Origin of the sequence: Sulfitobacter dubius, from assembly GCF_027214245.1 — a bacterium.
GTDB classification, from domain to species: domain Bacteria; phylum Pseudomonadota; class Alphaproteobacteria; order Rhodobacterales; family Rhodobacteraceae; genus Sulfitobacter; species Sulfitobacter dubius_A.
In genome coordinates this window covers 141,402-164,635 of sequence record NZ_JAPWHM010000005.1, presented here as the reverse complement: position 1 = coordinate 164,635, position 23,234 = coordinate 141,402, and the positions used below count along the sequence as shown (strand labels likewise).

Sequence of the window (23,234 nt, the reverse complement as noted above, 5' to 3'; positions counted from 1 at the left end):
ATCACATATTCATGATGTTGGATGTAACCGCCGTCCACAGGCGGAACCGCGCCGATTGTCGGCGCGGCTGCTGTGGTCTCAGCGCGTCATTACGCGCTGTCGGCCTTTTTCGCCGCTGGCTTCTTCGCGGCGGGTTTCTTGGCCGGAGCCTTTTTGGCGGGCGCTTTCTTGGCTGCCGTCTTCTTTGCTGCGGTTTTTTTGATCGCGGCTTTTTTCGCCGGTGCCTTCTTGGTCGCTGCCTTGCGTTTGGCGGGGGACTTGGCGAGCTTCTCTTCGATCAACTCCACCGCGCGCTCCATGGTCAGGTCTGCTGGTTCGATCTCTTTCGGGATCGTCGCGTTGACCTTTTCCCACTTTACGTAAGGCCCGTATTTGCCTTCCATGACATTGACCGCGCCGCCCATATCCGGGTGCTCGCCCATCTCACGGATCGGTTTTGCGGCCTTGCCACGGCCACCACGGCTGGCAACCTTCTCGGCCAAAAGCTGCACCGCGCGGTTCATGCCGACGGTCCAAACCTCATCGATGCCCTCAAGGTTGGCATTGGTGCCGCCCCGGTCCGAGGTGCTTTCGGCGTGTTTGATGTAAGGCCCGTAGCGGCCGATATTGGCCCAGACCATCACGCCGTCCTCGGGGTGGGGGCCGATTTCACGCGGGAGCGACAGCAGCATCACGCCCTGTTCAAGCGTCAGATCCTCGGGCACCCAATCCTTGGGGATCGATTGGCGCGGGGGTTTTTTGTTTTCCTCGGTCACCGGCCCGCGCTGTACGTAAGGCCCGAAACGGCCTTTGAAAACGCGGATTTCGTCGCCCTGATCCTCACCCAAAAGCTTGCCATCAGGCGGAATGGCCGAGGCTTCGGCCTCCGGATCCGGCGGGCCAAAGGGGCGGGTGTAACGGCATTCGGGGTAGTTCGAACAGCCGATAAAGGCGCCGCCCGAACGGGCCGTGCGCATCGACAGGCGGCCAATTTCGCAATTGGGGCAAAGCCGGGGGTCGCCACCGTCTTCGGTCGGCGGGAAAAGATGCGGCTCGAGCACCTCGTTGATCTTTTCCAAGACCTCGGTGATGCGCAATTCGGATGTCTCTGCAATCGCCGCCGAGAAATCACGCCAGAAGCGACGCAGCACTTCCTTATAGGCGGCATCGCCCGCGCTGACCTTATCAAGCTGGTCTTCGAGGTCGGCGGTGAAATCATAGCCGATGTAGCGGCGGAAGTAGTTTTCGAGGAAGGCGGTCACGAGCCGTCCCTTATCCTCGGGGATCAGACGGTTGCCGTCCTTGCGGACATATTCGCGGTCCTGAATCGTGGTGACGATGCTGGCATAGGTCGAGGGGCGGCCGATGCCGAGCTCTTCCATGCGTTTGACCAGCGTGGCTTCGGTGTAGCGCGGCGGCGGCTGGGTGAAATGCTGCTCCGGGGTGACGGCGCGTTTGTCCATCGCGTCGCCTTGGCTGATCTGCGGCAGACGCTTGTCGTCCTCATCGACCACATCATCACGGCCTTCTTCATAGACCCGCAAGAACCCGTCGAACAGCACGACTTGACCATTGGCGCGGAGGCCAACCTGACCGTCGTCGCTGCCGACCTCAACCGTGGTGCGCTCCAGCCGGGCGCTTTCCATCTGACAGGCCAGCGTGCGTTTCCAGATCAGGTCATAAAGCTTCGCCTGATCCGCATCGAGCTTCAGGGTCTTGGCGTCTTTGGTCATATCCGTGGGGCGGATACATTCGTGCGCTTCCTGAGCGTTTTTCGCTTTGTTTTTGTAGATGCGCGGCTCTTTCGGCACGTAATCCGCGCCAAAGCGGTCTTTGATCGCATCGCGCGCCATGCTCACCGCTTCGGGCGCCATGTCGATGCCGTCGGTCCGCATGTAAGTAATGTGACCAGCCTCGTAAAGGCGCTGCGCGGTTGACATGGTCTGGCGCGCGCCCATGGAGAATTTGCGGCTGGCTTCCTGCTGCAGGGTCGAGGTCATAAAGGGTGCCGATGGGTTGCGGCTGGCGGGTTTCGCCTCGACGTTCATCACTTTCAGCGCGCGGCTGGTGATCGCCTGCACGGCCATCTCGGCCTGCGTGGCGTCGGCCAGATCGAAGCGATCCAGCTTTTTGCCTGCAAGCGAAACAAGGCGTGTCTCAAACTCTTGGCCGCGCGGCGTAGCGAGCAGAGCTTTTACCGACCAGTATTCACGGGCGCGGAAAGCCTCGATCTCCATCTCGCGCTCAACGATCAGGCGCAGGGTGACCGATTGCACACGTCCGGCGGATTTTGCACCGGGCAGCTTGCGCCACAGCACGGGGGAGAGGTTGAACCCCACCAGATAGTCCAGCGCGCGGCGGGCGAGATAGGCCTCGACCAGCGGCATGTCGACCTGACGCGGGTTCTGCATCGCCTCGGTCACGGCCTTTTTGGTGATCTGGTTAAAGACGACGCGGCTGACGGGCGTGTCTTTCTTGATCGACTTGCGCTTGGTCAGCGCCTCTTGCAGGTGCCAGCTGATCGCCTCGCCTTCGCGGTCGGGGTCAGTCGCGAGGATCAGTGCGTTGTCTTTAGCCAGCGCGTCGGCGATGGCTTTGACGTGTTTTTTGCTGTCAGAGGCGACTTCCCATTTCATGTCGAAATCGGCGTCGGTGTCGACCGATCCGTCCTTTGGCGGCAAGTCCCGGACGTGGCCGTAAGAGGCGAGAACGGTGTAATCGTCGCCCAGATATTTGTTGATCGTTTTGGCCTTGGCTGGGGATTCGACAACGACGACGGGCATAAATACAGGCACCTTAGATCAAAAGTGAGGGCGGCTTTGCGCTGTCTCATGTGGGATGGCGGGGGTGTTTGTCAATGCGGCTGCTGCGGATGAGGGGTTTGGCGCGCAGCGGTTTGGCAGGGCGGATGGGCCGTATTGCCGCCAATGACGGGCGGCTTTCGGCGGCGCCTTGGCCGGGGCCGTGCCTTGCGGAGGCGCCACGGCGCAGCTATGGTTTGAGCGGGCCGAAATGTGCGACGCCGTCAGGCGGGACGGCTTAGCAACCCGCCCGGCTGACGCTGAATTTCCCCCTCCATCTCAAGATCAAGCAGGGCAGGGGCCACGTCACTGCTGGGCACTTGCAGATCGCGGATCAACTGATCCTCTGCGACTGGGGCGGGGCCGAGGCGGGCGAGGATTTGCGCATGGAGCTTTGCGACGGGGCCGCGGTTTGGCGGAGGCGTTTTTGCCCGAAGTGGGGGCGGTGCCGGCTTGCGTCGGGGTATTTCGGACCCCGGTGTGGCCAGCTCCGGCAAAACCTCCAACACGTCAGCGGCGGAGCGGACCAGCACTGCGCCGTCGCGGATCAGCATGTTGCAGCCCGCCGCGCGCGCGTCCATCGGGTGGCCGGGCACCGCCAGCACGTCGCGCCCCTGATCCAATGCATCGCGTGCGGTGATCAAACTGCCCGAGCGGGCCGCCGCCTCAACCACCACGGTTGCCCGGCTCAGGCCAGAGATGATGCGGTTGCGGCGTGGGAAATGCCGCGCCATCGGTTGCAGCCCCATTGGTTGCTCTGACAGGCGCAGCCCCTGCGCCGCGATCTTTTCCGCCAGTTCTGCATTCTCGCTTGGGTATATAATGTCGACCCCGCCCGCCTGCACGGCGATGGTGCCATGGGCCAGCGCGGCCGAATGGGCAGCGGCGTCGATGCCCCGCGCAAGGCCGGAGACGACGACAAACCCGGCCTCCCCAAGCTCTGCCGCGAGGGTGCGTGCCATGCGAAGCCCAAGCGAGGAGGCATTCCGCGCACCGACCAATGAAATCATAGGCCGGTTGAGGAGGGATGGGTCACCGATCACCCACAAAAAGGGCGGGGCATCATCGAGATCTTTCAACAGGTCAGGGTAGGGTGTTTGTCCCTGAACCAACAGCCGCGCCCCGGCGGTGCGGGCAGCATTGAGTTCGGCCTGAACAACCCCTTCGGGGCAAATGCGATAATCCGAAATGCCTGCGGCCTGCGCCACTTCGGGCAAGGCGATCAGCGCATTGATCGCAGAGCCATGTTCATCCAGCAGACGCCGGTAGGTGGAAATGCCCACCCTGCGTGAGCGCAACAGACGAAGCCGGGCAAACTGTTCATCTTCCTGGGTGGGTGGGAGTGGGGGGTGAGTGGAAGAAGGATGTAGGTCCTTGTCAGTCATCCCGAAGCTCCGTCCGTTGCAGAATCAGGTATAGGATTTAGTGCTTAACAACCTATGAATTTTCTTCCACTCATTCGATTCAACTCAGGCGTGTCGTCAGGTCGCGGCCCCGCCCACGGTCAGCCCGCCGATCATCAGGGTCGGCTGGCCCACGCCCACTGGCACCCATTGGCCTTGCTTGCCGCAGTTGCCCATGCCGGGGTCCAGCGTCGGGTCATTGCCAATGGCGCGGATCTGCTGCAGCGCCGTGGCCCCGTCGCCGATCAGTGTGGCTCCTTTGACCGGCGCGCCGATCTTGCCGTTCTGCACGCGGTAGGCCTCGGTGCAGGAAAACACGAACTTGCCGTTGGTGATATCGACCTGACCGCCACCAAATCCGACGGCATAAATCCCATCTTTAAGGTCGGCCACGATGTCCTCCGGTGCCGCATCGCCGCCTAGCATATAGGTGTTGGTCATGCGCGGCATCGGGATATGCGCATAGGATTGCCGTCGTCCATTCCCGGTCGAGGCTCCGCCCATCAGCCGCCCGTTCTGACGGTCCTGCATATAGCCCACCAGCACGCCGTCCTCGATCAACACATTGCGCGCCGAGGGGGTGCCTTCGTCATCGACCGAGATTGAGCCGCGCCGGTCGGGGATCGTGCCATCGTCCAGCACGGTCACGCCCTTTGCGGCGATCTGTTGGCCCATCAGCCCGGCAAAGGCGCTGGAGCCCTTGCGGTTGAAATCGCCCTCCAGCCCGTGGCCGATGGCCTCATGCAGCAGGATGCCGGGCCAGCCGGGGCCAAGCACCACGTCCATCACGCCGGCGGGGGCAGGAACGGCTTCGAGGTTCACACAGGCGATGCGCAGCGCTTCGCGGACCTTGGCCTGCCAATCCTCCGGTGCCAGCATCCCATCAAGCCCGATCCGCCCACCACCGCCGACACCGCCGCTCTCCCGGCGGCCGTCCTGCTCGACGATGACCGAAACATTGACCCGCGTCATGGGGCGCACGTCGCGCACCGAATGCCCCTCGGGGCGGAGGATCTCAACCTCTTGAATGCTGGCGGCGATCGTGGCGCTCACCTGTACCACGCGGGAATCGAGGCTGCGGGCATAGGCGTCGATCTCGCGCAGGGTATCGACCTTGACCGGAAAGGCATGGCCCGCGATCGGGTCTTCGTCCGTATAAAGCCGTTTGTTGCTGGCCTGCGGAGCATCGGCCCATGTGCCGCCGCCGTCGCCCACCGCCAGCCGCGCCGTTTCTGCCGCGCGGCGCAGGGCGGCTTCGCTCAGTTCGGTCGAATGGGCATAGCCTGCCACTTCGCCGCGCACGGCGCGCAGGCCAAAGCCTTCGGCGGCATCGTAGCTGGCGGTTTTGAGACGTCCGTCGTCGAAGACCAGTGCCTCGGAGCGGCGCCGTTCGAGGAACAATTCGCCGTCATCGGCACCGGCCACAGCCTCGCGCAGCACGCTCAGAGCGGTTTCTCGGTCCAGATCGGCCTCGAAGGGGGTGAAATGCGCGCGGCTCATTGGGGGTATCCTTGCTTGCTGTCACAAAACTGTCTCGCGCGGCTCTATGACGCAAGCATGTGACTTTATCTTGTAGCCAGAATATGATTGTAAGCACTTAGGATTACAACGGCACCGGATCGCAGCAGCGGTTTGGGGTGCCTTATCGGCTTCTTAATGGTCACAAGATCAGGACGACATATGAAACATCTACTCCCCCTTTCCGGTCTTTTGACCAGCCTTGCCGCCCTGCCTGCACTGGCACAGGACAGCCTGCGCATTGACGGGCTTGATGTCATCGGCAGACCTGTTGACGGCGAGACAGGCTTTCAACCCGCTGTGACGCGGTTGGCGCAGGATATTCACGATCTGGATTACCTGATTCTCGTGATCATCACGCTGATCACCATTTTCGTAACCGGTCTGATCGTCTGGGTCATGATCCGCTACAACAAAAAGCGGAACCCGAACCCCTCGTCCTTCACGCACCACACCCCGATTGAGATCGCTTGGACGATCCTGCCGATTCTGGTCCTTGTGCTGATCGGTGCCTATTCTCTGCCGATCCTGTTCCGCCAGCAGGAAATCCCCGAAGCGGACATCACCATCAAGGCGATCGGCAACCAGTGGTACTGGACCTATGAATATGTCGACGAAGAGATTGCCTTTGACAGCTATATGATCGGTGCCCCAGCCACGCTGGGTGACGGCGACGAAGATGTGACCCCCTTCGTGTTGAACGACGCGATGGTCGCCAAGCTCGAAGACGAAGGCTACTCCCGCGAAGACTTCCTGTTGGCCACCGACACATCGGTGGTGATCCCCGTGGGCAAGACCATCGTCGTGCAGGTCACGGCAAGCGACGTGATCCACTCTTGGACCATCCCTGCCTTTGGCGTGAAACAGGACGGCGTGCCGGGCCGTTTGGCGGAACTGTGGTTCACCGCCGAACAGGAAGGCGTCTACTTCGGTCAGTGTTCCGAGCTTTGCGGGCAGGCCCACGCCTATATGCCGATCACCGTCAAAGTCGTCTCGGAAGAGGCCTATGCGGAATGGCTTGGCAACGCCAAGGCGGAATATGCTGGCATCGAACAGCCGCTGACCGTCGCCTCTAAGTAAGCCAGTGCCACGGGGCAGGGCGCAGGCCCGTGCCCCGTGTTTACCCTTGGAAGGTTCGGGATGACTGACATCACCAATACGCCAACACGTGAATACGACGCGCAGCTGGGGGATTACTTCGCCCTGCTGAAACCGCGCGTCATGTCGCTTGTCGTCTTCACGGCCTTCGTGGGGCTGTTGGCCGCGCCGGTCTCGGTCAATCCCGTCATCGGCTTTTGCGCGATCTTGTTCATCGCCATCGGCGGCGGCGCCTCGGGCGCGCTCAACATGTGGTGGGATGCCGATATCGACGCGGTGATGCGTCGCACGCGCGGGCGCCCGATCCCCTCGGGCCGTGTCCAACCCGGGGAGGCGCTGACCCTCGGTGTGGCGTTGTCGGGTCTGTCGGTGATGATGCTGGGCTTGGCGACCAACCTTTTGGCGGGGGGGATGCTGCTCTTTACCATCCTGTTCTACGCCGTGTTCTACACCATGTGGCTGAAACGTTTGACGCCGCAGAACATCGTCATCGGCGGCGCCGCCGGGGCCTTCCCGCCGGTGATCGGCTGGGTCGCAGCCACCGGCAGCTTCTCGGTCGAGGCATGGTTGATGTTCGCACTGATCTTCATGTGGACCCCGCCGCATTTCTGGGCGCTGGCGCTCTTCATGCGCTCTGACTACGACGATGCCAAAGTGCCGATGCTGACCGTGACCCACGGCCGCCCGGCGACACGGCTGCACATCCTCGTCTACACGGTCCTGCTTGCCGCACTGGCCATTGGCACGGCCTTTACCGCCATCGGTGGCATCTTCTACTTCGCCGTGGCGCTGGTCTTGAACGCCGCCTTCCTGCTGGGCGCCTGCCGCATCTGGAAGCGGGACGAGGTCATGGCCGAGGGTGACGATTATGCCGAAGAGCGCAAGTTCTTCCGCCTCTCGCTGGCCTATCTCTTTTTGCACTTCGGGGCGATTCTGGGCGAAGCGGCCCTGCGCACCTTTGGATTGGGGGGCTGGTAATGGGCATTCGACCAGAACACGAGCTTCACGAACGCCGCCGGGGCCGCAACATTGGCGTGGGCCTGATGCTGGGTGCCTTCGTGGTGCTGATCATGGCGCTGACCTACGTCAAGATCACGCAAACGGATTTTGAATTGCCAGCTAATCAGCGTGAGGTGACCCAGTAATGGCGCTTTCCGGTCCTCAGAAAACAGTAATGCAAACCGTGAGTGTCGTGGTGCTGATGGGCGGTTTGGCTTGGGCATCTGTTCCTTTTTACGACTGGTTCTGCCGCGTGACAGGCTTCGGCGGGACGCCGGGGCAGGTATCGGCAGGCAGCGCGGATGTGCTGGACCAGACCGTCAAGGTTCGCTTTGACGGCTCGCTCAACGACGGCATGCCGTGGGAATTCAAACCCGTGGTGCGTGAAATGGAAGTGCGGATCGGCGAGACCGGACTGGCCTTCTATGAAGCCTACAACCCCACCGACCACGCCGTCGCGGGGCAGGCCAGTTACAACGTCACCCCCTATACCGCCGGGCCGTTCTTTGAAAAGATCGACTGCTTTTGCTTCACCGAACAGGTGCTGGCACCGGGCGAGCGCGTGCAAATGCCAGTAAGCTTCTTTGTCGACCCGGAAATGGTTGAAGACCGCGATGGGAAGTTTGTACATACCATCACTCTGTCCTATACATTCTACGAAATTGACCTGCCCGAGGGCTATGCCGCCCTCGATCAGGACAGCGCCACAACAACGAATTAACGACCTGATTAAACAAAGGTGAGGGACCCGCAACCATGGCCCATGCAAAAAACCACGACTACCATATTCTCCCCCCCTCGACCTGGCCGCTTTTGGGGTCGGTAGGCGGATTTGCCATGCTGGCGGGCGCCGTCCTGTGGATGCACGGAATGACGCCCTTCGTTTTCTTGGGCGGGCTGGTCGCTACACTTTACGTCATGTTCGCATGGTGGGCCGAAGTGGTCTCTGAAAGCGAAGTGGGCGATCACACCGGTGTGGTGCGGATCGGCCTGCGCTATGGCTTCATCCTGTTCATCATGTCCGAGGTCATGTTCTTCGTCGCGTGGTTCTGGTCCTTCTTCAAACAGGCCCTTTACCCGATGTACGAATATGTCGGCTCAGAGTACGTCCAGCCCGAAATCCACGCGGTTGACGCCTTTCACCTGCCGCTGATCAACACGCTGGTGCTGCTGCTGTCGGGCTGTGCCGTGACATGGGCGCACCACGCGCTGGCGCATGAGAACAACCGTAAGGACCTGATCTCGGGCCTGACCATCGCCGTGATCCTCGGCGTGCTCTTCACCGCGTTGCAGGCTTACGAATACTACGAACTGCTGGTCCACGACGATTGGACATTCGGTGGCGACATGTATTTCTCCAGCTTCTTCATGGCGACCGGTTTCCACGGCTTCCACGTTGTGATCGGCACGATCTTCCTCTTCGTCTGTCTGCTGCGCGCCATGCGCGGCCACTTCACCCCCGAACGCCACGTCGGCTTCGAGGCGGCGGCGTGGTACTGGCACTTCGTTGACGTGGTCTGGCTGTTCCTCTTCTTTGCCGTCTACATGTGGGGCCAGCCCTAAACATAAGGCGGGGTTGCATCCGCGCCCCACACCCGTAAAACCCAAACGCGCGAAGCCCTCTTCGCGCGTTTGTCGTTTCAGCCAGAGAGATTCGAATGCGGCGCAGCCTGTTCTTCATCATCGTCGGCCTTGGCGGGGCAGCCATCCTCGTCGCACTCGGGGTCTGGCAGGTGCAGCGGCTGGCGTGGAAAGAGGCGATCATCGCCGATATCAACGCCCGGATCACCGCCGCTCCGGTGGCCTTGCCCCGCGATCCTGACCCACAAGCAAACGCCTATCTGCCCGTCATGGTCAGCGGAGAGATCGGGGCCGATGCGCTGCATGTGCTGATCAGCCAGAAGCAGAAAGGCGCAGGCTACCGTGTCATCGCGCCTATGACTTTGGAGGATGGCCGCCGCATCCTCATCGACCTCGGCTTTACCGCCACAGCGAACAAAGACGCCATCGCCCCTGCGGGCAGCGCCACCCTGACCGGCAACTTGCAATGGCCCCAAGAGGTCGACAGTTTCACGCCCGAAGCCGATACCGAAAGCAACATCTGGTTCGCCCGGGATGTGGAGGTCATGGCTGACGCGCTCAACACCGAGCCGCTCCTCGTCGTGGTCCGCGATGGCAGCGGGCCGGGCCCCAAGATCACGCCGCTGCCCGTGGATACCGCCCGCATCCCCAACGATCACTTGCAATATGCGATCACCTGGTTTTCCCTCGCCGCCATCTGGCTGGCGATGACCGTTCTTTTCCTGCGCCGCCGCCGCGCCCCTGCAACGCCGAAAGTCGACTGACCCTATGCGCTATATCTCTACCCGTGGCTCCGCCCCCGTTCTGTCCTTCGAAGAGGCGATGCTGACTGGCCTTGCCCGTGACGGCGGGCTCTATGTGCCTGAAACGATCCCGACACTCAGCGCGGACCAGATCACTGCCATGCAGGGCCAAAGCTACGAAGAGGTCGCCTTTACGGTTATGCGCCCCTACATCGGCGACACGTTTACCGATGACGAATTTCGCGCGATCATCGCCCGCGCCTACAAGGGTTTCGGCCACACTGCCCGCGCACCCATGGTGCAACTGGCCCCGAACCACTTCCTGCTAGAACTCTTCCACGGGCCGACATTGGCGTTCAAAGACTTCGCCATGCAGTTGATCGGGCAGATGTTTCAGGCCGCTCTGGGTCGCAAGGGCGAGCGGGTGACCATCGTCGGCGCGACCTCCGGCGACACCGGCTCGGCTGCGATCGAAGCCTTTAAGGGGCTCGATAACGTCGACGTCTTCATCCTCTACCCGCACGGCCGGGTGTCTGACGTGCAGCGCCGCCAGATGACCACGCCAGCGGAGTCCAACGTCCACGCGCTGGCCATCGATGGCGATTTCGACGACTGCCAAGCGCGGCTCAAGGACATGTTCAACGACTTTGACTTCCGCGATTCCGTGCGGCTGGCGGGGGTGAACTCGATCAACTGGGGCCGGGTGCTGGCGCAGGTGGTCTATTACTTCACCGCCGCCACTAGCCTCGGCGCGCCCCTGCGCGAGATCAGCTTCACTGTGCCCACCGGTAACTTCGGTGACATCTTCGCGGGCTACATCGCCAAACGCATGGGCCTACCCATCGCCGATCTGGTGGTCGCCACTAACCAAAACGATATCCTGCACCGCTGTCTCTCAGGCCAAGGCTACCACAAAGGCGGCGTAACCCCCTCGATCAGCCCCTCGATGGACATCCAAGTCTCGTCCAATTTCGAGCGCGCCCTCTTCGACGCATACGACCGCGACGCCGGGGCCGTGGCGCAACTCATGGACGAATTGGGGCAGGGCGGTTTCGATGTCTCCCAAGGCGCCATGCAGGCGCTGCAAGACACCTACCGCTCGGGCCGCGCCTCGGAAGAAGAAACCAGTGCCACCATCACCGACCGCCGCCGCACCACGGGCGAGCTTCTCTGCCCACATTCCGCCGTTGGCGTGAAAGTCGCGGATGAGCAGCGCGACCCGGCCACCCCGATGGTCACCCTAGCGACCGCGCACCCGGCGAAATTCCCCGACGCGGTCGAAGCCGCCACCGGCATTCGCCCCCCGCTGCCGCCCCGTATGGCGGACCTTTTCGACCGGGACGAACGTTTCACCCGGCTGCCCAATGACCTCGACGCGCTGAAAGCGCATATCAAAGGAAACCTCCCCGCGTGAGCCTTCAACAGACCAAATTGCCCAACGGCTTCCGGATCGTCACCGAACATATGGAGGGGCTCGCCTCCTCCGCCATCGGCGTCTGGGTGAACGCTGGCGCACGGCACGAAACGCCCCAACAAAACGGCATCGCGCATTTCCTTGAGCATATGGCTTTCAAAGGCACCGCGACCCGTTCCTCGCTGCAAATCGCCGAAGCCATCGAAGACGTGGGCGGCTATATCAACGCCTATACCTCGCGCGAAGTCACCGCCTATTACGCCCGCGTGCTGGAAAACGACGTGGCGCTCGGCCTCGACGTGATCGCCGACATCCTGCGCAACCCGGTGCTGGACCCTTCCGAAGTCGAGGTCGAACGCGGCGTGATCCTGCAAGAGATCGGCCAAGCGCTCGACACGCCCGACGATGTGATCTTCGATTGGCTGCAAGAGCAGGCCTACCCCGATCAGCCCATCGGCCGCACCATCCTCGGCCCATCCGAACGCGTCTCGGCCTTCTCCCGCGACGATCTGAAACTTTTCATCGCAGATCACTACGGGCCTGAACAGATGATCCTCTCAGCCGCCGGGGCGGTGGACCACGACAAAATCGTCAAACTCGCCGAAACCCTCTTTGGCGACATGCCGTCCAAGAAGCTCTACGAAGTCGACAGCGCCCGCTTCGGCGGCGGTGAGTTCCGGCAGGTCAAACAGCTTGAGCAGGCGCATTTCGCCCTTGGCTTTGAAAGCCCCGGCTACCGCTCCGACGATATCTATATCGCGCAGATCTACGCCTCTGCCTTGGGCGGCGGCATGTCCTCGCGCCTGTTTCAAGAGATCCGCGAAAACCGCGGCCTCTGCTACACGATCTTTGCCCAAGCAGGCGCCTATGCCGATACGGGCATGACCACGATCTACGCCGGCACCAGCGCCGAGCAACTGCCCGAATTGGCAAACATCACCATCGACGAGATGAAGCGCGCGGCCTCTGACATGTCCCCCGCCGAAGTTGCCCGCGCCCGCGCCCAGATGAAAGCCGGGCTGCTGATGGGGTTGGAAAGTCCCTCGAACCGCGCCGAACGTCTGGCCCGCCTCATCCAAATCTGGGACCGCGTTCCGCCCCTCGAAGAGACCGTGGCCCAGATCGACGCCGTCACCACAGGCGATGTGCGCGATTTCGCCGAGCGCATGGCGACCCAAGCTCCGGCGGCATTGGCCCTCTACGGCCCGGTCGACAGCGCACCAACGCTCGACGAGCTTCACAGCAGACGCGCTGCCTGATGCTGCTGGGGCGACGCAAACTGCGGATCGAAACGGAACGGCTGACCCTGCGTCCGCCGATCCATGCCGATTTCCGCGCCTGGTCCGCCCTGCGCCGCGCCAGCAACGATTACCTGCGCCCGTGGGAGCCGACATGGGCCGAGGATCACCTGACCCGCAAAGCCTTTACCAACCGTGTCTACTGGGCGCAGCGCTCGGTCTCCTCCGGCAACGCCATGCCGCTCTTCCTGATCCGGCGCAGCGACCAAAACCTCGTCGGTGCCATCACGCTCGACAATATCCGCCGTGGCCCCGCGCAATCCGGCACGCTCGGCTATTGGACGGGCGAACCCTTTGCCCGCCAAGGCTACATGCGCGAGGCGATCGAAGCGACGGTGCATCAGGCCTTCACCCGGCTCGACCTGTCGCGCATCGAGGCCGCCTGCCTGCCGGAAAACCAAGCCTCCCGCGGCCTGCTCGAAAAGGCGGGCTTTAAATACGAAGGCGTCGCGCAGAGCTATTTGCAAATCGATGGCCGCTGGCGAACCCATGTGCTCTATGCCTCCCTGCGCAAGGATCGGCGCGGGCGCACAGACGTAGGCTAAGCCTTAACGCGGAACACCTCGCTGCTAATAAAAGCACCGCCGGGGCATTATTGCCCCGCCTCACGCCCCGCATTCTCCCAGCCGTTCCGGCGCTTTGCTCTTGCATCCGCGCGCCCCGCGCAGGATCAAAGGTCCATGACACTGAACCCCGCCGACACCGCCTTCATCGACGCCCTGCGCGCACAACTGCCAGACGATGTGCTGCGCGACCCCGAACAGCGCTACCTCGAAGAACCCCGCGGCCGCTACGCGGGGCAGGGTGGCGTCCTGGCCATGCCGCGCAACACCGAAGAGGTCGCCTCCCTGATCCGCGCCGCCCATGCCGCCCGCGTGCCGGTCGTGCCCTATGGCGGCGGCACCGGGCTTGTTGGCGGGCAGATCAGCAGCGATGGCCCGGCACCGCTGATCCTCTCCCTTGAGCGCATGAACCGCATCCGCGCCGTCTTACCCGAAGAGAACGTACTGGTCGCCGAAGCGGGCGTCATCCTCGCTGATGTCCAAGCCGCCGCCGAAGAGACAAACCGCCTCTTCCCCCTGTCCCTCGCCGCCGAGGGCACCGCGCGCATCGGCGGCACGCTTTCGACCAACGCGGGCGGCACTGGTGTACTGCGCTACGGCAATGCCCGCGACCTCTGCCTCGGCCTCGAAGCCGTCCTGCCTGACGGCCAAATCTGGCACGGCCTCACCCGCCTGCGCAAAAACAACACCGGCTACGATCTGCGCAACCTGCTGATCGGCGCCGAAGGCACGCTTGGGGTGATCACCGCCGCCGCCCTCAAACTCTACGCGCGCCCGGCCCGCAGTGGCACCGCGCTGATGGTCGTCGAAAGCCCAGGGGGAGCGCTGACGCTCCTCTCCCTCGCGCGCGCCCACTTGGGCGAAATGATCAGCGCTTTCGAATTGATGCACCGCAGAGGTTTCGATTTCCTTAACGAAACTTTGCCCAACATCCGCCAACCCTTCGCCGAAACGCCCGAATGGTGCGTCTTGCTCGATATCGGCACCCCCGGTGAGATCGACACCGACGCCGCGCTAGAGGCGCTCTTCGCCGCAGCCCTCGACGCGGGCCTCGTCTCAGACGGCCTCATCGCGCAAAACGCCCAGCAGGCCCAAGACTTCTGGACCATCCGCGAAACCATCCCCGAGGCCAATCGCCTGATCGGCTCGGTCTCAAGCCACGACATCTCAGTGCCCCTCGGCGCGATCCCCGAATTCATCACCCGCGCCACCGATGCGCTCTCGGCGCTCGGCGACTTCCGCATCAACTGTTTCGGCCATGTCGGGGACGGCAACCTGCACTATAACGTCTTCCCCGCAAAGGGCAAAACCCGCGCCGATTACGAAGATCAACGCGACGACGTGAAACGTCTGGTCCACGATCTCGTACATAAATTGGGCGGGTCATTCAGCGCGGAACATGGCGTGGGCCGCATCAAGGTCGACGACCTCGAACGCTATAGCGACTCCGCCAAACTCACCGCCATGCGCGCCATCAAAACGGCGCTCGACCCCCAAGGCATCATGAACCCCGGTGCCGTCCTAAGGGCTTAAAGCCCGTCAAAAGCGCAGAGCGCATGGACCTCTTTGCCAAGCGCTTCCAACCGCTTGCGCCCGCCCAATTCGGGCAGATCAATGATAAACGCGCAAGAGACGATCTCGCCCCCCAAACGCTCAATCAGCTTGATCCCGGCCTCTGCCGTACCACCCGTGGCCAGCAGATCATCCACAACCAAAACCTTCTCACCCGGCTTGATCGCATCGTCATGCAGCTCAACAATGGCCTCGCCATACTCAAGCTTATATTCCTGACTGATCACCGTGCCGGGCAGCTTGCCCTTCTTGCGGATCGGCACAAAACCCACGCTCAACTGATGCGCAATCGCCCCGCCCAGAATAAAGCCACGCGCTTCGAGCCCCACCACCTTGTCGATATTGATCCCCGCATAGGGGTGCAGCATCTGGTCGATCGCCATGCGAAACCCGCGCGGATCGGCAAAAAGCGTTGTCACGTCACGAAACATGATCCCCTCATGGGGGAAATCTACGATCGTGCGAATATAGTCCTGAACCTGTTTCATGCCGCCCTTCCGCGTGTTTGACCGGACCCGTCTTAGCGCAACGCGCCGCCCGGGCGAACCCCCCATCTGCGCCCGCCGCACAACATCCGAAAAGGGGCGCCAAACCCCCTCCCTTCATCCTTTCTTAAATACCTTCCGCACTCAGCCAAGCAGAGCCGCCGCCCGCGGTCAAAACATCCGCCCCGCCACCGCATCCAGCTTGGCCAGCAATTCCGGATCCCGCGCATCCGGCTGGGTCAGGATCGCAAATTCCAGCGCCCGGTCACAGCCATGCGGGCAGGGCGCGCGCTCGGCCCCCAAAAGCGCGGGCAGCCGCGAAACCATGGCGCGGCCCTTGTCGGCATTGCCCATCAGCGTGGCGATGATTTGGGTCACATCCACCTCGCCGTGGTCGGGGTGCCAACTGTCGTAATCTGTGATCATCGCCACGCTCGCATAACAAAGCTCGGCCTCGCGGGCGAGCTTTGCCTCGGGCATATTGGTCATGCCGATCACATCCGCGCCCCAGCTTTCGCGGTACATTTTCGATTCCGCCAGTGTCGAGAACTGCGGCCCCTCCATTGCCAGATAGGTGCCGTCGCGATGTACGTTGATGCCCGCGTCCCGTGCGGCAGTCTCGCAAGCGTCGCTCAGGCGCGGGCAGGTGGGGTGGGCCACACTCACATGCGCCACGCAGCCGGGGCCGAAAAAGCTTTTCTCGCGGGCCATGGTGCGGTCGATGAACTGATCGACGATCACGAAATCCCCCGGTGCCATCTCCTTGCGGAACGACCCGCAGGCGGAAACGCTGATCACATCGGTACAGCCCAATCGCTTGAGCGCGTCGATATTCGCGCGGTACGGGACAGAGGTCGGCGTATGCACATGCCCCCGGCCATGGCGCGGCAGAAAGACCATGGCGACCCCGTTCAGCGTTCCGGTCAGCACCTGATCCGACGGCGCGCCCCAAGGAGTCTCAACCGTGACCCAATCGGCATCCTGAAGCCCGTCGATGTCGTAAATGCCGGAGCCGCCGATCACGGCGATTTTCGTATCTGTCATGGAGGGAGCCTGTGCCTTGGATGGTTGCCGGTAAGGCCCAAAGAACCTCATAGAATGCCACGGGGATCAAGTGTTTTTGCCACGAGAGGCGACACGTCTGCGTCAGGGGATGTCGGTCCTGCGCCGCTTACTCGGCCCGCAAAAGCGTTTCTGCATTGCAGCAAACTCTGCCCGGGGGGAGGCAATACGCTTTTCTTCGCGGCGAAATTCCTCTAGATGCAGCCCAAAGCGCCCCGCATCCGCGGTCAGGGCGCTATATCCGTTTTCCGAAAGTCAAAGGACGCCCCTATGCGCGCCACGCTGCACAATTTTGCCAAGAACCTTGATGTGACTGATCTGCGTTGGATGCCGGACGACGGTTTCTCCATCGGGCGGCTGCGGATCGAACTGCTGTCGGGGCTAACGGTGGCGCTGGCCTTGGTGCCCGAGGCGGTGGCTTTTGCTTTTGTCGCCGGGGTACACCCTCTGGTCGGGCTCTATGCTGCCTTCCTCGTGGGTCTCATCACCGCGCTGATTGGTGGTCGGCCGGGTATGATCTCGGGTGCCACGGGCGCGCTGGCGGTGGTCATGGTCGCCTTGGTGGCGCAGCATGGGGTTGAATACCTCTTTGCCACCGTGGTGCTGATGGGGCTTTTGCAAATTTTCGCAGGCGTCATGCAATGGGGGAAATTCATCCGGCTGGTGCCGCATCCGGTGATGTTGGGCTTCGTCAACGGTCTAGCGATAGTGATTTTCTTGGCCCAGATGAGCCAGTTCAAAGTGCCCGGCACCATGGTCGACACGGGCCACGGCATGGGCGGTGGCGAATGGCTTTCGGGCCAGCCGCTCTACCTGATGCTGGCTCTGGTGGCGGCGACCATGGCGATCATCTGGATCACCCCGCGCATTACCAAACTGATCCCCGCGCCGCTTGCGGGCATCGGGATCATCGCCGCTTTGGTGATTGGTTTCGGCCTCGACGTGCCGCGGGTGGGTGATCTGGCTTCGATCCAAGGCGGATTGCCGAGCTTGCACATTCCCATGGTGCCGCTGACGTGGGAGACCTTTGAGATCATCCTGCCTTACGCCGTCATCCTCGCCGCCATTGGCCTGATCGAAAGCTTGCTGACACTGAACCTTGTGGGTGATCTGACGGGCAAGCGCGGCGGTGCGAGCCAAGAGTGTATCGCCCAAGGTGTGGCCAATACGGTTACCGGTTTTTTTGGCGGCATGGGCGGCTGTGCGATGATCGGTCAGTCGATGATCAACGTGAAATCCGGTGGTCGCACCCGTGTCGCCGGGATCGCGGCGGCGGTATTCTTGCTGCTCTTCATCCTCATCGGCTCTTCGGTGATTGAACTGATCCCGCTTGCCGCCCTCGTTGGCGTGATGTTCATGGTGGTGATCGGCACCTTCGCCTGGAACTCGCTCACCATCCTGCGCAAAGTGCCGCTGATGGATGCTTTCGTCATCATTCTGGTGACGGTGGTGACCGTGATGGAAGACCTCGCCGTGGCGGTGGTTGTGGGCGTGATTGTCTCGGCGCTGGCCTATGCGTGGAACAACGCCCGCCGCATCCACGCAACCACGCGCGAGTCGGTGACCGAGAAGGGCGCCAAGGTCTATGAAGTCCACGGGCCGCTGTTCTTCGGCTCCTCAGACGGCTTCGTTGAGCTCTTCGACGTGGAGAACGACCCCGAGGTGGTGATCGTCGATTTCGCTGATAGCCGGGTGGTGGATCAATCCGCGCTACAGGCGATCGAGGCGATGGCCGCGAAATACGAGGCCGCGGGCAAACGTCTGCAGCTGCGTCATCTCAGCCGGGATTGCCACCGTCTGTTGAACAAGGCGGGGCATCTGATGGTCGATAGCGATGATGACCCCGATTATGAATTGGCCGTGGATTACGACGTGCGCACCGGGGTTCTGGGCGGGCACTAAGTTAAAAGCCCGGCGCCGAAAGGTGCCGGGTTTTGTTTTTTTGTTCGAGGTTACCACCGGCACGGAATCAAGCCGCAGGCGCCGGGCCATCGCCTACCCGCCCCACCGGGTAGGCGATTGAGAGAGGCTTTGCGCGACATTGAGAACACACATCACGGCTGAGCCATAAAGTGGCCCGACCCTAGCGTCGCATCGCCGACCCGCGGGCAGGCGATACCCCTCGTCATTCAATCATCCGGTCGCTTCAACTCAAACACATCCCGCACCACCGTGTAATCACGATACCCCAGACGCGACAGCGGCTGGAACCGGGTCACGTCGAACCGCCCATCGACCACGCAATCGTCGCGCATATGCACGCCCACGACCTCTCCGAAGACCGCGAAGTTCGCCTCTCCCGGCAGTTGCACGATCTGCGTCAGCTTGCATTCGAGGCTGGCTGGCGCATTGGCGACCCGCGCGCAGGCGATCCGTTCGCATTGGGCCTTGTCGATCCCGGCGCGGGCGAATTCGTCCTCGCCATGGGGCAGGGTGGCCGAGGTCACGTTCATTACATCGCGCGCCGCATATTCCACCACGTTCACGCAAAACACCCCGGTCTCGCGGATGTTGGCTACGGAGTCCTTGGTGCCGTCCACGTCTTCCTTGGCGCTGGTCGAGGCGAACATCACCTGCGGCGGCACATAGGCCACAGCGTTAAAGAAAGAATAGGGCGCGAGGTTGTCGCGGCCCTGCCCATCGCGGCTGGAGATCCAGCCGATGGGGCGGGGGCTGACAATGGCGTTAAACGGGTTATGCGGCAGACCATGGCCGTCTACGGGACGATAGAACATGAACACTCCTTGATGGTTTGCACCCATGGCTAGCCTCATGCTACGTCCAGCGCCACCCGCAATTGCTCCTGAAAGCCTCCGGCCTTGCATCAGACGCCCTACAAGATGACCCCGGAGGTGCCCGCCGACCATTGGGAGGTCGAAGCGCTTTATGATACCTGTTTTGCGCCGGGGCGTGAGGCGCTCTCGTCTTACCGGCTGCGCGACGGCGTGCCGCCCGTGGCGGGGCTGAGCCATGTGGCGCGCGATAGCGGTGGCATTTTGGCAGGCGCGATCCGCTATTGGCCGGTGCGCATTGACGCGACGCCGGCGCTGTTGCTGGGCCCCGTTGCCGTCCACCCCACACGGCAGGGCGAAGGGCTGGGCGCGGCCTTGATCGAAACCTCACTGGCGCAGGCGGCACCGCTGGGGTGGGAACGTGTGATGCTGGTGGGCGACGCGCCTTACTACAACCGCTTTGGCTTTACCCTGCTGCAAGATGTCGAGATGCCGCCGCCCACGAACCCTGCGCGCATTTTGGGCCGCGCCTTGGCCGAGGGGGCTTGGGCCGGGGTCACCGGCAAGGTTCGCCGCTGGCACGATTGATTTTACCCCAGACCCGACCCACATTGAGCCTAAGCTCAAAGAGGGACGCCCATGCAGATCGAAAGCAACCTGCCCAGCACCATCGACGTCGATGCACGACTGGACGAGATCGCCCGCCGCTATAAGCAGGCCGGGGGCGTGGGCATCCATGTGCTGAACCTGATCGGAGGCAGCGCGGATGGGTTGATCGACCGTTTGCCGGGGGCGGTGCGCCGCAACCTCGAAGGGGCGACGATGAAGGCGCTCGGCCATGCCATGCAGGCCGCCCATTCAAGCCGCAGCTATGTAAAGGACCAGCAGGGCTGGCTGAACCAAGCAGTCTCAACCGCCATGGGGGCCGCTGGCGGGGCCGGGGGGCTGCCCACGGCGCTGGCCGAGCTGCCGGTGACCACAACACTTCTGTTGCGTGTCATCCAAGGCGTGGCGGCAGAACATGGGTTTGATCCGGCGGCTGAGAATGTGCAGTTCGACTGCGTCCATGTCTTCACCGCTGCAGGGCCGCTAGCGGATGACGATAGCGCCGATTTGGGGTTTTTGACGGTCCGCATGGCGCTGACGGGCCGCGCGATGAACGCGGTGATCGCCCGTGTCGCCCCGCGGCTGGCAATGGTGATGGGGCAAAAGCTCGCCGCGCAGGCGGTGCCGGTGCTGGGCGCAGTGGCGGGGGCGGCGACGAATTATGCCTATACCAGCTATTATCAGGACATGGCCCATGTGCATTTCGGCCTGCGCAGACTGGCGATAGAGGCGGATATCCCCCAAGAGGAACTGGTTGCCCGACTGCGACAGAAAATGGGTCGGACGCCGCCCAAGATCTGATCAGCGCCCGATACTGCCCGGCGCTACGGTGGTGGCCTTGATGATGGCGTAGCACCCCATCCCCTCGCGCAGATCAAGATCGCGCACTGCCCGCGCCGTGACGCGGGCAAGCAGGCGGTCACCGCCTGCGTCGAGCGCGATGGCGGCGCCCGGCCCGTCACCGGGATGCACCGCATCCACCCGCACGGGCAGAATGTTGACCGAAGACAGCCCCTCGGGCCGCGCGCGGGACAGGATCACATCCTGCGCCAAGACTCGCAGCCGCACCCGCGTGCCAACCGGCGCTTGCACCCCCGGCAATTCCAGTTGCCCCGCCCGCACGGCGAGCGTCGAAAGCCCGTCTTCGGCATGGGCGATGACGTCAGCCTCCAGCACCGCACCCGCTTCGCGCACGCCGAGCAACGGCACGGCGGCGGGGTCGGCCATGACGTCAAACAGCGCGCCTTGCGCCTTTAGCCGCCCGTTTTGCAACAAGACCAGCCGATCGGCGAGCCGGGCGATCTCATCCACCGCGTGGCTGACGTAGAGGATCGGCAGGCCCAATCCCCCGTCGCGCAGCCGTTCGAGATAGGGCAGAATCTCTTGCTTGCGCGGGCCATCAAGGCTTGCCAATGGTTCGTCCATCAGCAGCAGGCGCGGATGGCAAAGCAGGGCGCGACCAAGGGCAACACGCTGTTTTTCTCCGCCCGACAGGGTCGCCGGGGCACGGTCGAGCAGGGGCTCTAGCCCCAGAAGCGCCACGGTATCCTCAAAGCCTGGACCTTGGTTGCCACGCGGGGCATAGCGCGCGCCGAAGGTCAGGTTCCGGCGCACGTCAAGATGCGGAAAAAGCCGCGCGTCTTGAAAGACATAGCCCAGCCTGCGGCGATGCGGCGGCACCCAGATGCCGCGCTGCGTATCCAAGAGCACCTCACCCTCCAACACCACGCGGCCGACATCAGGGCGCAGCAATCCGGCAAGCGCGTTGATCACCGTCGTCTTGCCCACACCCGAGCGGCCAAAAAGCGCGGTGATGCCCCCTTCGGTGGTGAATGACAGGTCCAGATCGAAGCCGTCGAACCGATGGCGCAGCGTGACCTCCAGCATCAGCGCGCCCCCGAGATGCGTCTGGCGACCCGCCGGGCCAAAGCTTCGGAAAGCAGCACGGCGGCCAGCGCCACCAGCCCGGCCAGCGCGGCCATGACCAGGGCACGGCTCTCGCCGCCCGGCACCTGCAGTGCCGTCCAAATCGCGCTCGGTAGGGTTTGAGTCTGGCCGGGGATATTGGCAACGAAGGTGATCGTAGCACCGAATTCGCCCATCGCTTTGGCAAAGCCCATCACCGCCCCGGCGAGGATGCCGGGAAAGATCAGCGGCAGGGTGACGCGGCAAAATACACTCAGGCGCGGCGCGCCGAGGGTGGCGGCGGCGTCCTCGATCCGGGGGTCGACCGCCTCGATCGCCAGCCGCATGGCGCGGACCATCAGCGGAAATCCCATGATCAGAGCGGCCAGCACTGCGCCGGTCCAATGGAAGGCAAGGCCGATGCCGAGGCTCTCTAACAGACGACCCATGGGGGCGTTGCGGCCAAAGCTGAGCAGCAGCAGATAGCCCGTCACCACTGGAGGCAGCACCAGTGGCAGATGGACCAGCGCACTCAGCAGACCCTTGCCGCAAAACTCCTTGCGGGCAAGAATCCACGCGACCCAAAGCGCCAGTGGCAGCGAACAGAGCATCGCCACGGTTGCCACCCGCAGCGACAACAAGAGCGCGGCCCAAGCGGCAGCGTCAAGATCCATGATCGGCCCGAAGGAAACCATGATCTTCAAGGATCGCCTGCGCCCTTTCCGTGGTCAAGAAGTCGACCAGCGCGGTGCCTTCCGGCGTCAGGGCCGTGGCGGGATAGGTGATGGGGGCATGGGTGTCGGCGGGCACCTCATAGACGATCTGCACGTCATGCTCGGCATGGGCGTCGCTGCCATAAACCACACCAAAGGGCGTATCGCCGCGCGCGACCAAGGCCAGCGCCGCGCGGACATTGTCGGTCTCGGCCAATTGGCTTTGCAGGCCCTCCCATAGACCCTCATGCGTCAGCCATTCGCGGGCATAGCTGCCTGCGGGCACCGCGTCGCGTTGGCCCATGGCGAGCCGACCCGTGGGGCCCAGCCGGGAGGGCAGGTCGGCTGGCTGGGACAGCGCGGCGGTGCCTCGGGGGGCGATCAGCACCAAGCGGTTGCGGGCGACGATCTGGGCCTTCTCGGCAGCGGTAACTCCTTGATCCGTCAGCCAATCCATCCAATCTGTGTTCGCGAGCAGGACGACATCCGCAGGCGCTCCGGCAGCGACCTGACGCGCCATCGTACCCGACCCACCGTAGGCCACGACCATTGGCGCGGGGAACGCTTCCGCGATCTCCTCCAGCGTGCCGCGCAGGCTGGCGGCGGCAAAGACGGTCAGCGGTGCCTCGGCCCGAAGGGGGAGGGCAAGGCCGCAAAACAGGGTCAGAAGGGCGCAAAATCTTATCATTTTGGTAGTATCTTTGATGCATTGAAGGGGGGCAAGTGCATATGGCCAGACAAGGATTGCCGCGCTAGGGTGAA

At 63.0% G+C, this 23,234-nt stretch carries 22 protein-coding genes; 13 read left to right on the top strand and 9 right to left on the bottom strand.

Annotated features, from left to right (window positions below):
* Positions 1-89: 89 nt before the first annotated feature.
* From topA to tldD, 3 genes are all read right to left on the bottom strand, one after another.
* Entirely contained in the window at positions 90-2,762 is a 2,673-nt protein-coding gene (gene topA / locus O4H31_RS13685; RefSeq protein ID WP_269346650.1) for a type I DNA topoisomerase, read from the bottom strand.
* A gap of 242 nt (positions 2,763-3,004) precedes the next feature.
* Positions 3,005-4,165: a DNA-processing protein DprA gene (gene dprA / locus O4H31_RS13680; RefSeq protein ID WP_269346649.1), complete on the bottom strand. Its 1,161-nt coding sequence runs from the start codon at positions 4,163-4,165 to the stop codon at positions 3,005-3,007.
* Between the two features lie 96 nt (positions 4,166-4,261).
* A complete protein-coding gene (tldD, locus tag O4H31_RS13675; protein WP_269346647.1) occupies positions 4,262-5,683 on the bottom strand; it encodes a metalloprotease TldD in 1,422 nt (473 codons plus the stop codon).
* Between the two features lie 180 nt (positions 5,684-5,863).
* Here tldD and coxB point away from each other — a divergent pair, with 180 nt between their 5' ends.
* From coxB to O4H31_RS13625, 10 genes are all read left to right on the top strand, one after another.
* A complete protein-coding gene (gene coxB / locus O4H31_RS13670) occupies positions 5,864-6,781 on the top strand; it encodes a cytochrome c oxidase subunit II (RefSeq protein ID WP_269346645.1) in 918 nt (305 codons plus the stop codon).
* A gap of 60 nt (positions 6,782-6,841) precedes the next feature.
* A complete protein-coding gene (gene cyoE / locus O4H31_RS13665) occupies positions 6,842-7,777 on the top strand; it encodes a heme o synthase (RefSeq protein ID WP_269346643.1) in 936 nt (311 codons plus the stop codon).
* Complete coding sequence (locus tag O4H31_RS13660; RefSeq protein ID WP_120351631.1) at positions 7,777-7,944, top strand: cytochrome C oxidase assembly protein; 168 nt, start codon at positions 7,777-7,779, stop codon at positions 7,942-7,944. The genes cyoE and O4H31_RS13660 overlap by 1 nt, the downstream gene beginning before the upstream one ends.
* Complete coding sequence (locus O4H31_RS13655) at positions 7,944-8,519, top strand: cytochrome c oxidase assembly protein (protein WP_067621902.1); 576 nt, start codon at positions 7,944-7,946, stop codon at positions 8,517-8,519. The genes O4H31_RS13660 and O4H31_RS13655 overlap by 1 nt, the downstream gene beginning before the upstream one ends.
* Before the next feature lie 35 nt (positions 8,520-8,554).
* Positions 8,555-9,361 (top strand): cytochrome c oxidase subunit 3, encoded by an 807-nt coding sequence (locus O4H31_RS13650; RefSeq protein WP_259945718.1) that lies wholly within the window; start codon positions 8,555-8,557, stop codon positions 9,359-9,361.
* 95 nt (positions 9,362-9,456) lie between these two features.
* Positions 9,457-10,143 (top strand): SURF1 family protein, encoded by a 687-nt coding sequence (locus O4H31_RS13645; protein WP_269346638.1) that lies wholly within the window; start codon positions 9,457-9,459, stop codon positions 10,141-10,143.
* A 4-nt stretch (positions 10,144-10,147) separates the two neighbouring features.
* Complete coding sequence (thrC, locus tag O4H31_RS13640; RefSeq protein WP_269346636.1) at positions 10,148-11,536, top strand: threonine synthase; 1,389 nt, start codon at positions 10,148-10,150, stop codon at positions 11,534-11,536.
* Positions 11,533-12,795, top strand: a complete 1,263-nt coding sequence (locus tag O4H31_RS13635) for a M16 family metallopeptidase (RefSeq protein WP_269346633.1) — start codon at positions 11,533-11,535, stop codon at positions 12,793-12,795. Before thrC ends, O4H31_RS13635 begins: the two co-directional genes overlap by 4 nt.
* Positions 12,795-13,379 (top strand): GNAT family N-acetyltransferase, encoded by a 585-nt coding sequence (locus O4H31_RS13630; protein WP_067621886.1) that lies wholly within the window; start codon positions 12,795-12,797, stop codon positions 13,377-13,379. Before O4H31_RS13635 ends, O4H31_RS13630 begins: the two co-directional genes overlap by 1 nt.
* 135 nt (positions 13,380-13,514) lie before the next feature.
* Positions 13,515-14,930, top strand: coding sequence for an FAD-binding oxidoreductase (locus tag O4H31_RS13625; protein ID WP_269346630.1), 1,416 nt, complete (start codon positions 13,515-13,517; stop codon positions 14,928-14,930).
* Here the strand turns inward: O4H31_RS13625 and O4H31_RS13620 are convergent.
* Together O4H31_RS13620 and O4H31_RS13615 are read right to left on the bottom strand one after the other, a co-directional pair.
* A complete protein-coding gene (locus O4H31_RS13620) occupies positions 14,927-15,457 on the bottom strand; it encodes an adenine phosphoribosyltransferase (RefSeq protein WP_067939895.1) in 531 nt (176 codons plus the stop codon). The genes O4H31_RS13625 and O4H31_RS13620 overlap by 4 nt on opposite strands.
* A 168-nt stretch (positions 15,458-15,625) precedes the next feature.
* Positions 15,626-16,498, bottom strand: a complete 873-nt coding sequence (locus O4H31_RS13615) for an S-methyl-5'-thioadenosine phosphorylase (RefSeq protein WP_269346628.1) — start codon at positions 16,496-16,498, stop codon at positions 15,626-15,628.
* A gap of 288 nt (positions 16,499-16,786) precedes the next feature.
* Here O4H31_RS13615 and O4H31_RS13610 point away from each other — a divergent pair, with 288 nt between their 5' ends.
* Positions 16,787-18,418, top strand: a complete 1,632-nt coding sequence (locus tag O4H31_RS13610) for a SulP family inorganic anion transporter (RefSeq protein WP_269346626.1) — start codon at positions 16,787-16,789, stop codon at positions 18,416-18,418.
* 227 nt (positions 18,419-18,645) lie between these two features.
* Here the strand turns inward: O4H31_RS13610 and O4H31_RS13605 are convergent, their stop codons facing one another.
* On the bottom strand, positions 18,646-19,251 hold the full coding sequence (locus O4H31_RS13605) for a flavin reductase family protein (protein WP_269346625.1): 606 nt from the start codon (positions 19,249-19,251) through the stop codon (positions 18,646-18,648).
* 105 nt (positions 19,252-19,356) lie between these two features.
* Between O4H31_RS13605 and O4H31_RS13600 the strand changes: the two genes are divergently transcribed.
* Both O4H31_RS13600 and O4H31_RS13595 read left to right on the top strand, forming a co-directional pair.
* Positions 19,357-19,836, top strand: coding sequence for a GNAT family N-acetyltransferase (locus tag O4H31_RS13600; RefSeq protein WP_269347206.1), 480 nt, complete (start codon positions 19,357-19,359; stop codon positions 19,834-19,836).
* A 51-nt stretch (positions 19,837-19,887) separates the two neighbouring features.
* Positions 19,888-20,655 carry an EcsC family protein gene (locus tag O4H31_RS13595; protein WP_269346623.1) on the top strand — a complete coding sequence of 256 codons (768 nt, stop codon included), beginning with the start codon at positions 19,888-19,890 and terminating at the stop codon, positions 20,653-20,655.
* On the opposite strand, the gene modC is transcribed toward O4H31_RS13595, so the two are convergent.
* The 3 genes from modC to modA are packed head-to-tail and all read right to left on the bottom strand — an operon-like array spanning position 20,656 to position 23,160.
* Positions 20,656-21,741 (bottom strand): molybdenum ABC transporter ATP-binding protein, encoded by a 1,086-nt coding sequence (gene modC / locus O4H31_RS13590; RefSeq protein ID WP_419723603.1) that lies wholly within the window; start codon positions 21,739-21,741, stop codon positions 20,656-20,658.
* A complete protein-coding gene (gene modB / locus O4H31_RS13585) occupies positions 21,741-22,433 on the bottom strand; it encodes a molybdate ABC transporter permease subunit (protein ID WP_269346622.1) in 693 nt (230 codons plus the stop codon). Before modB ends, modC begins: the two co-directional genes overlap by 1 nt.
* Positions 22,423-23,160 carry a molybdate ABC transporter substrate-binding protein gene (gene modA, locus O4H31_RS13580; protein ID WP_269346621.1) on the bottom strand — a complete coding sequence of 246 codons (738 nt, stop codon included), beginning with the start codon at positions 23,158-23,160 and terminating at the stop codon, positions 22,423-22,425. The genes modB and modA overlap by 11 nt, the downstream gene beginning before the upstream one ends.
* Positions 23,161-23,234: the final 74 nt, after the last annotated feature.

What these genes read in the sequence shown, in the direction of transcription:
- O4H31_RS13595 (WP_269346623.1), top strand. Translation starts at nt 19,888, where the DNA reads ATGCAGATCGAAAGCAACCTGCCCAGCACCATCGACGTCGATGCACGA.
- modB (WP_269346622.1), bottom strand. Translation starts at nt 22,433, where the DNA reads ATGGATCTTGACGCTGCCGCTTGGGCCGCGCTCTTGTTGTCGCTGCGG.
- coxB (WP_269346645.1), top strand. Translation starts at nt 5,864, where the DNA reads ATGAAACATCTACTCCCCCTTTCCGGTCTTTTGACCAGCCTTGCCGCC.
- modC (WP_419723603.1), bottom strand. Translation starts at nt 21,741, where the DNA reads ATGCTGGAGGTCACGCTGCGCCATCGGTTCGACGGCTTCGATCTGGAC.
- O4H31_RS13605 (WP_269346625.1), bottom strand. Translation starts at nt 19,251, where the DNA reads ATGTTCTATCGTCCCGTAGACGGCCATGGTCTGCCGCATAACCCGTTT.
- O4H31_RS13650 (WP_259945718.1), top strand. Translation starts at nt 8,555, where the DNA reads ATGGCCCATGCAAAAAACCACGACTACCATATTCTCCCCCCCTCGACC.
- O4H31_RS13630 (WP_067621886.1), top strand. Translation starts at nt 12,795, where the DNA reads ATGCTGCTGGGGCGACGCAAACTGCGGATCGAAACGGAACGGCTGACC.
- topA (WP_269346650.1), bottom strand. Translation starts at nt 2,762, where the DNA reads ATGCCCGTCGTCGTTGTCGAATCCCCAGCCAAGGCCAAAACGATCAAC.
- O4H31_RS13660 (WP_120351631.1), top strand. Translation starts at nt 7,777, where the DNA reads ATGGGCATTCGACCAGAACACGAGCTTCACGAACGCCGCCGGGGCCGC.
- O4H31_RS13645 (WP_269346638.1), top strand. Translation starts at nt 9,457, where the DNA reads ATGCGGCGCAGCCTGTTCTTCATCATCGTCGGCCTTGGCGGGGCAGCC.
- cyoE (WP_269346643.1), top strand. Translation starts at nt 6,842, where the DNA reads ATGACTGACATCACCAATACGCCAACACGTGAATACGACGCGCAGCTG.
- O4H31_RS13600 (WP_269347206.1), top strand. Translation starts at nt 19,357, where the DNA reads ATGACCCCGGAGGTGCCCGCCGACCATTGGGAGGTCGAAGCGCTTTAT.
- thrC (WP_269346636.1), top strand. Translation starts at nt 10,148, where the DNA reads ATGCGCTATATCTCTACCCGTGGCTCCGCCCCCGTTCTGTCCTTCGAA.
- O4H31_RS13655 (WP_067621902.1), top strand. Translation starts at nt 7,944, where the DNA reads ATGGCGCTTTCCGGTCCTCAGAAAACAGTAATGCAAACCGTGAGTGTC.
- O4H31_RS13610 (WP_269346626.1), top strand. Translation starts at nt 16,787, where the DNA reads ATGCGCGCCACGCTGCACAATTTTGCCAAGAACCTTGATGTGACTGAT.
- O4H31_RS13620 (WP_067939895.1), bottom strand. Translation starts at nt 15,457, where the DNA reads ATGAAACAGGTTCAGGACTATATTCGCACGATCGTAGATTTCCCCCAT.
- O4H31_RS13615 (WP_269346628.1), bottom strand. Translation starts at nt 16,498, where the DNA reads ATGACAGATACGAAAATCGCCGTGATCGGCGGCTCCGGCATTTACGAC.
- O4H31_RS13625 (WP_269346630.1), top strand. Translation starts at nt 13,515, where the DNA reads ATGACACTGAACCCCGCCGACACCGCCTTCATCGACGCCCTGCGCGCA.
- dprA (WP_269346649.1), bottom strand. Translation starts at nt 4,165, where the DNA reads ATGACTGACAAGGACCTACATCCTTCTTCCACTCACCCCCCACTCCCA.
- modA (WP_269346621.1), bottom strand. Translation starts at nt 23,160, where the DNA reads ATGATAAGATTTTGCGCCCTTCTGACCCTGTTTTGCGGCCTTGCCCTC.
- tldD (WP_269346647.1), bottom strand. Translation starts at nt 5,683, where the DNA reads ATGAGCCGCGCGCATTTCACCCCCTTCGAGGCCGATCTGGACCGAGAA.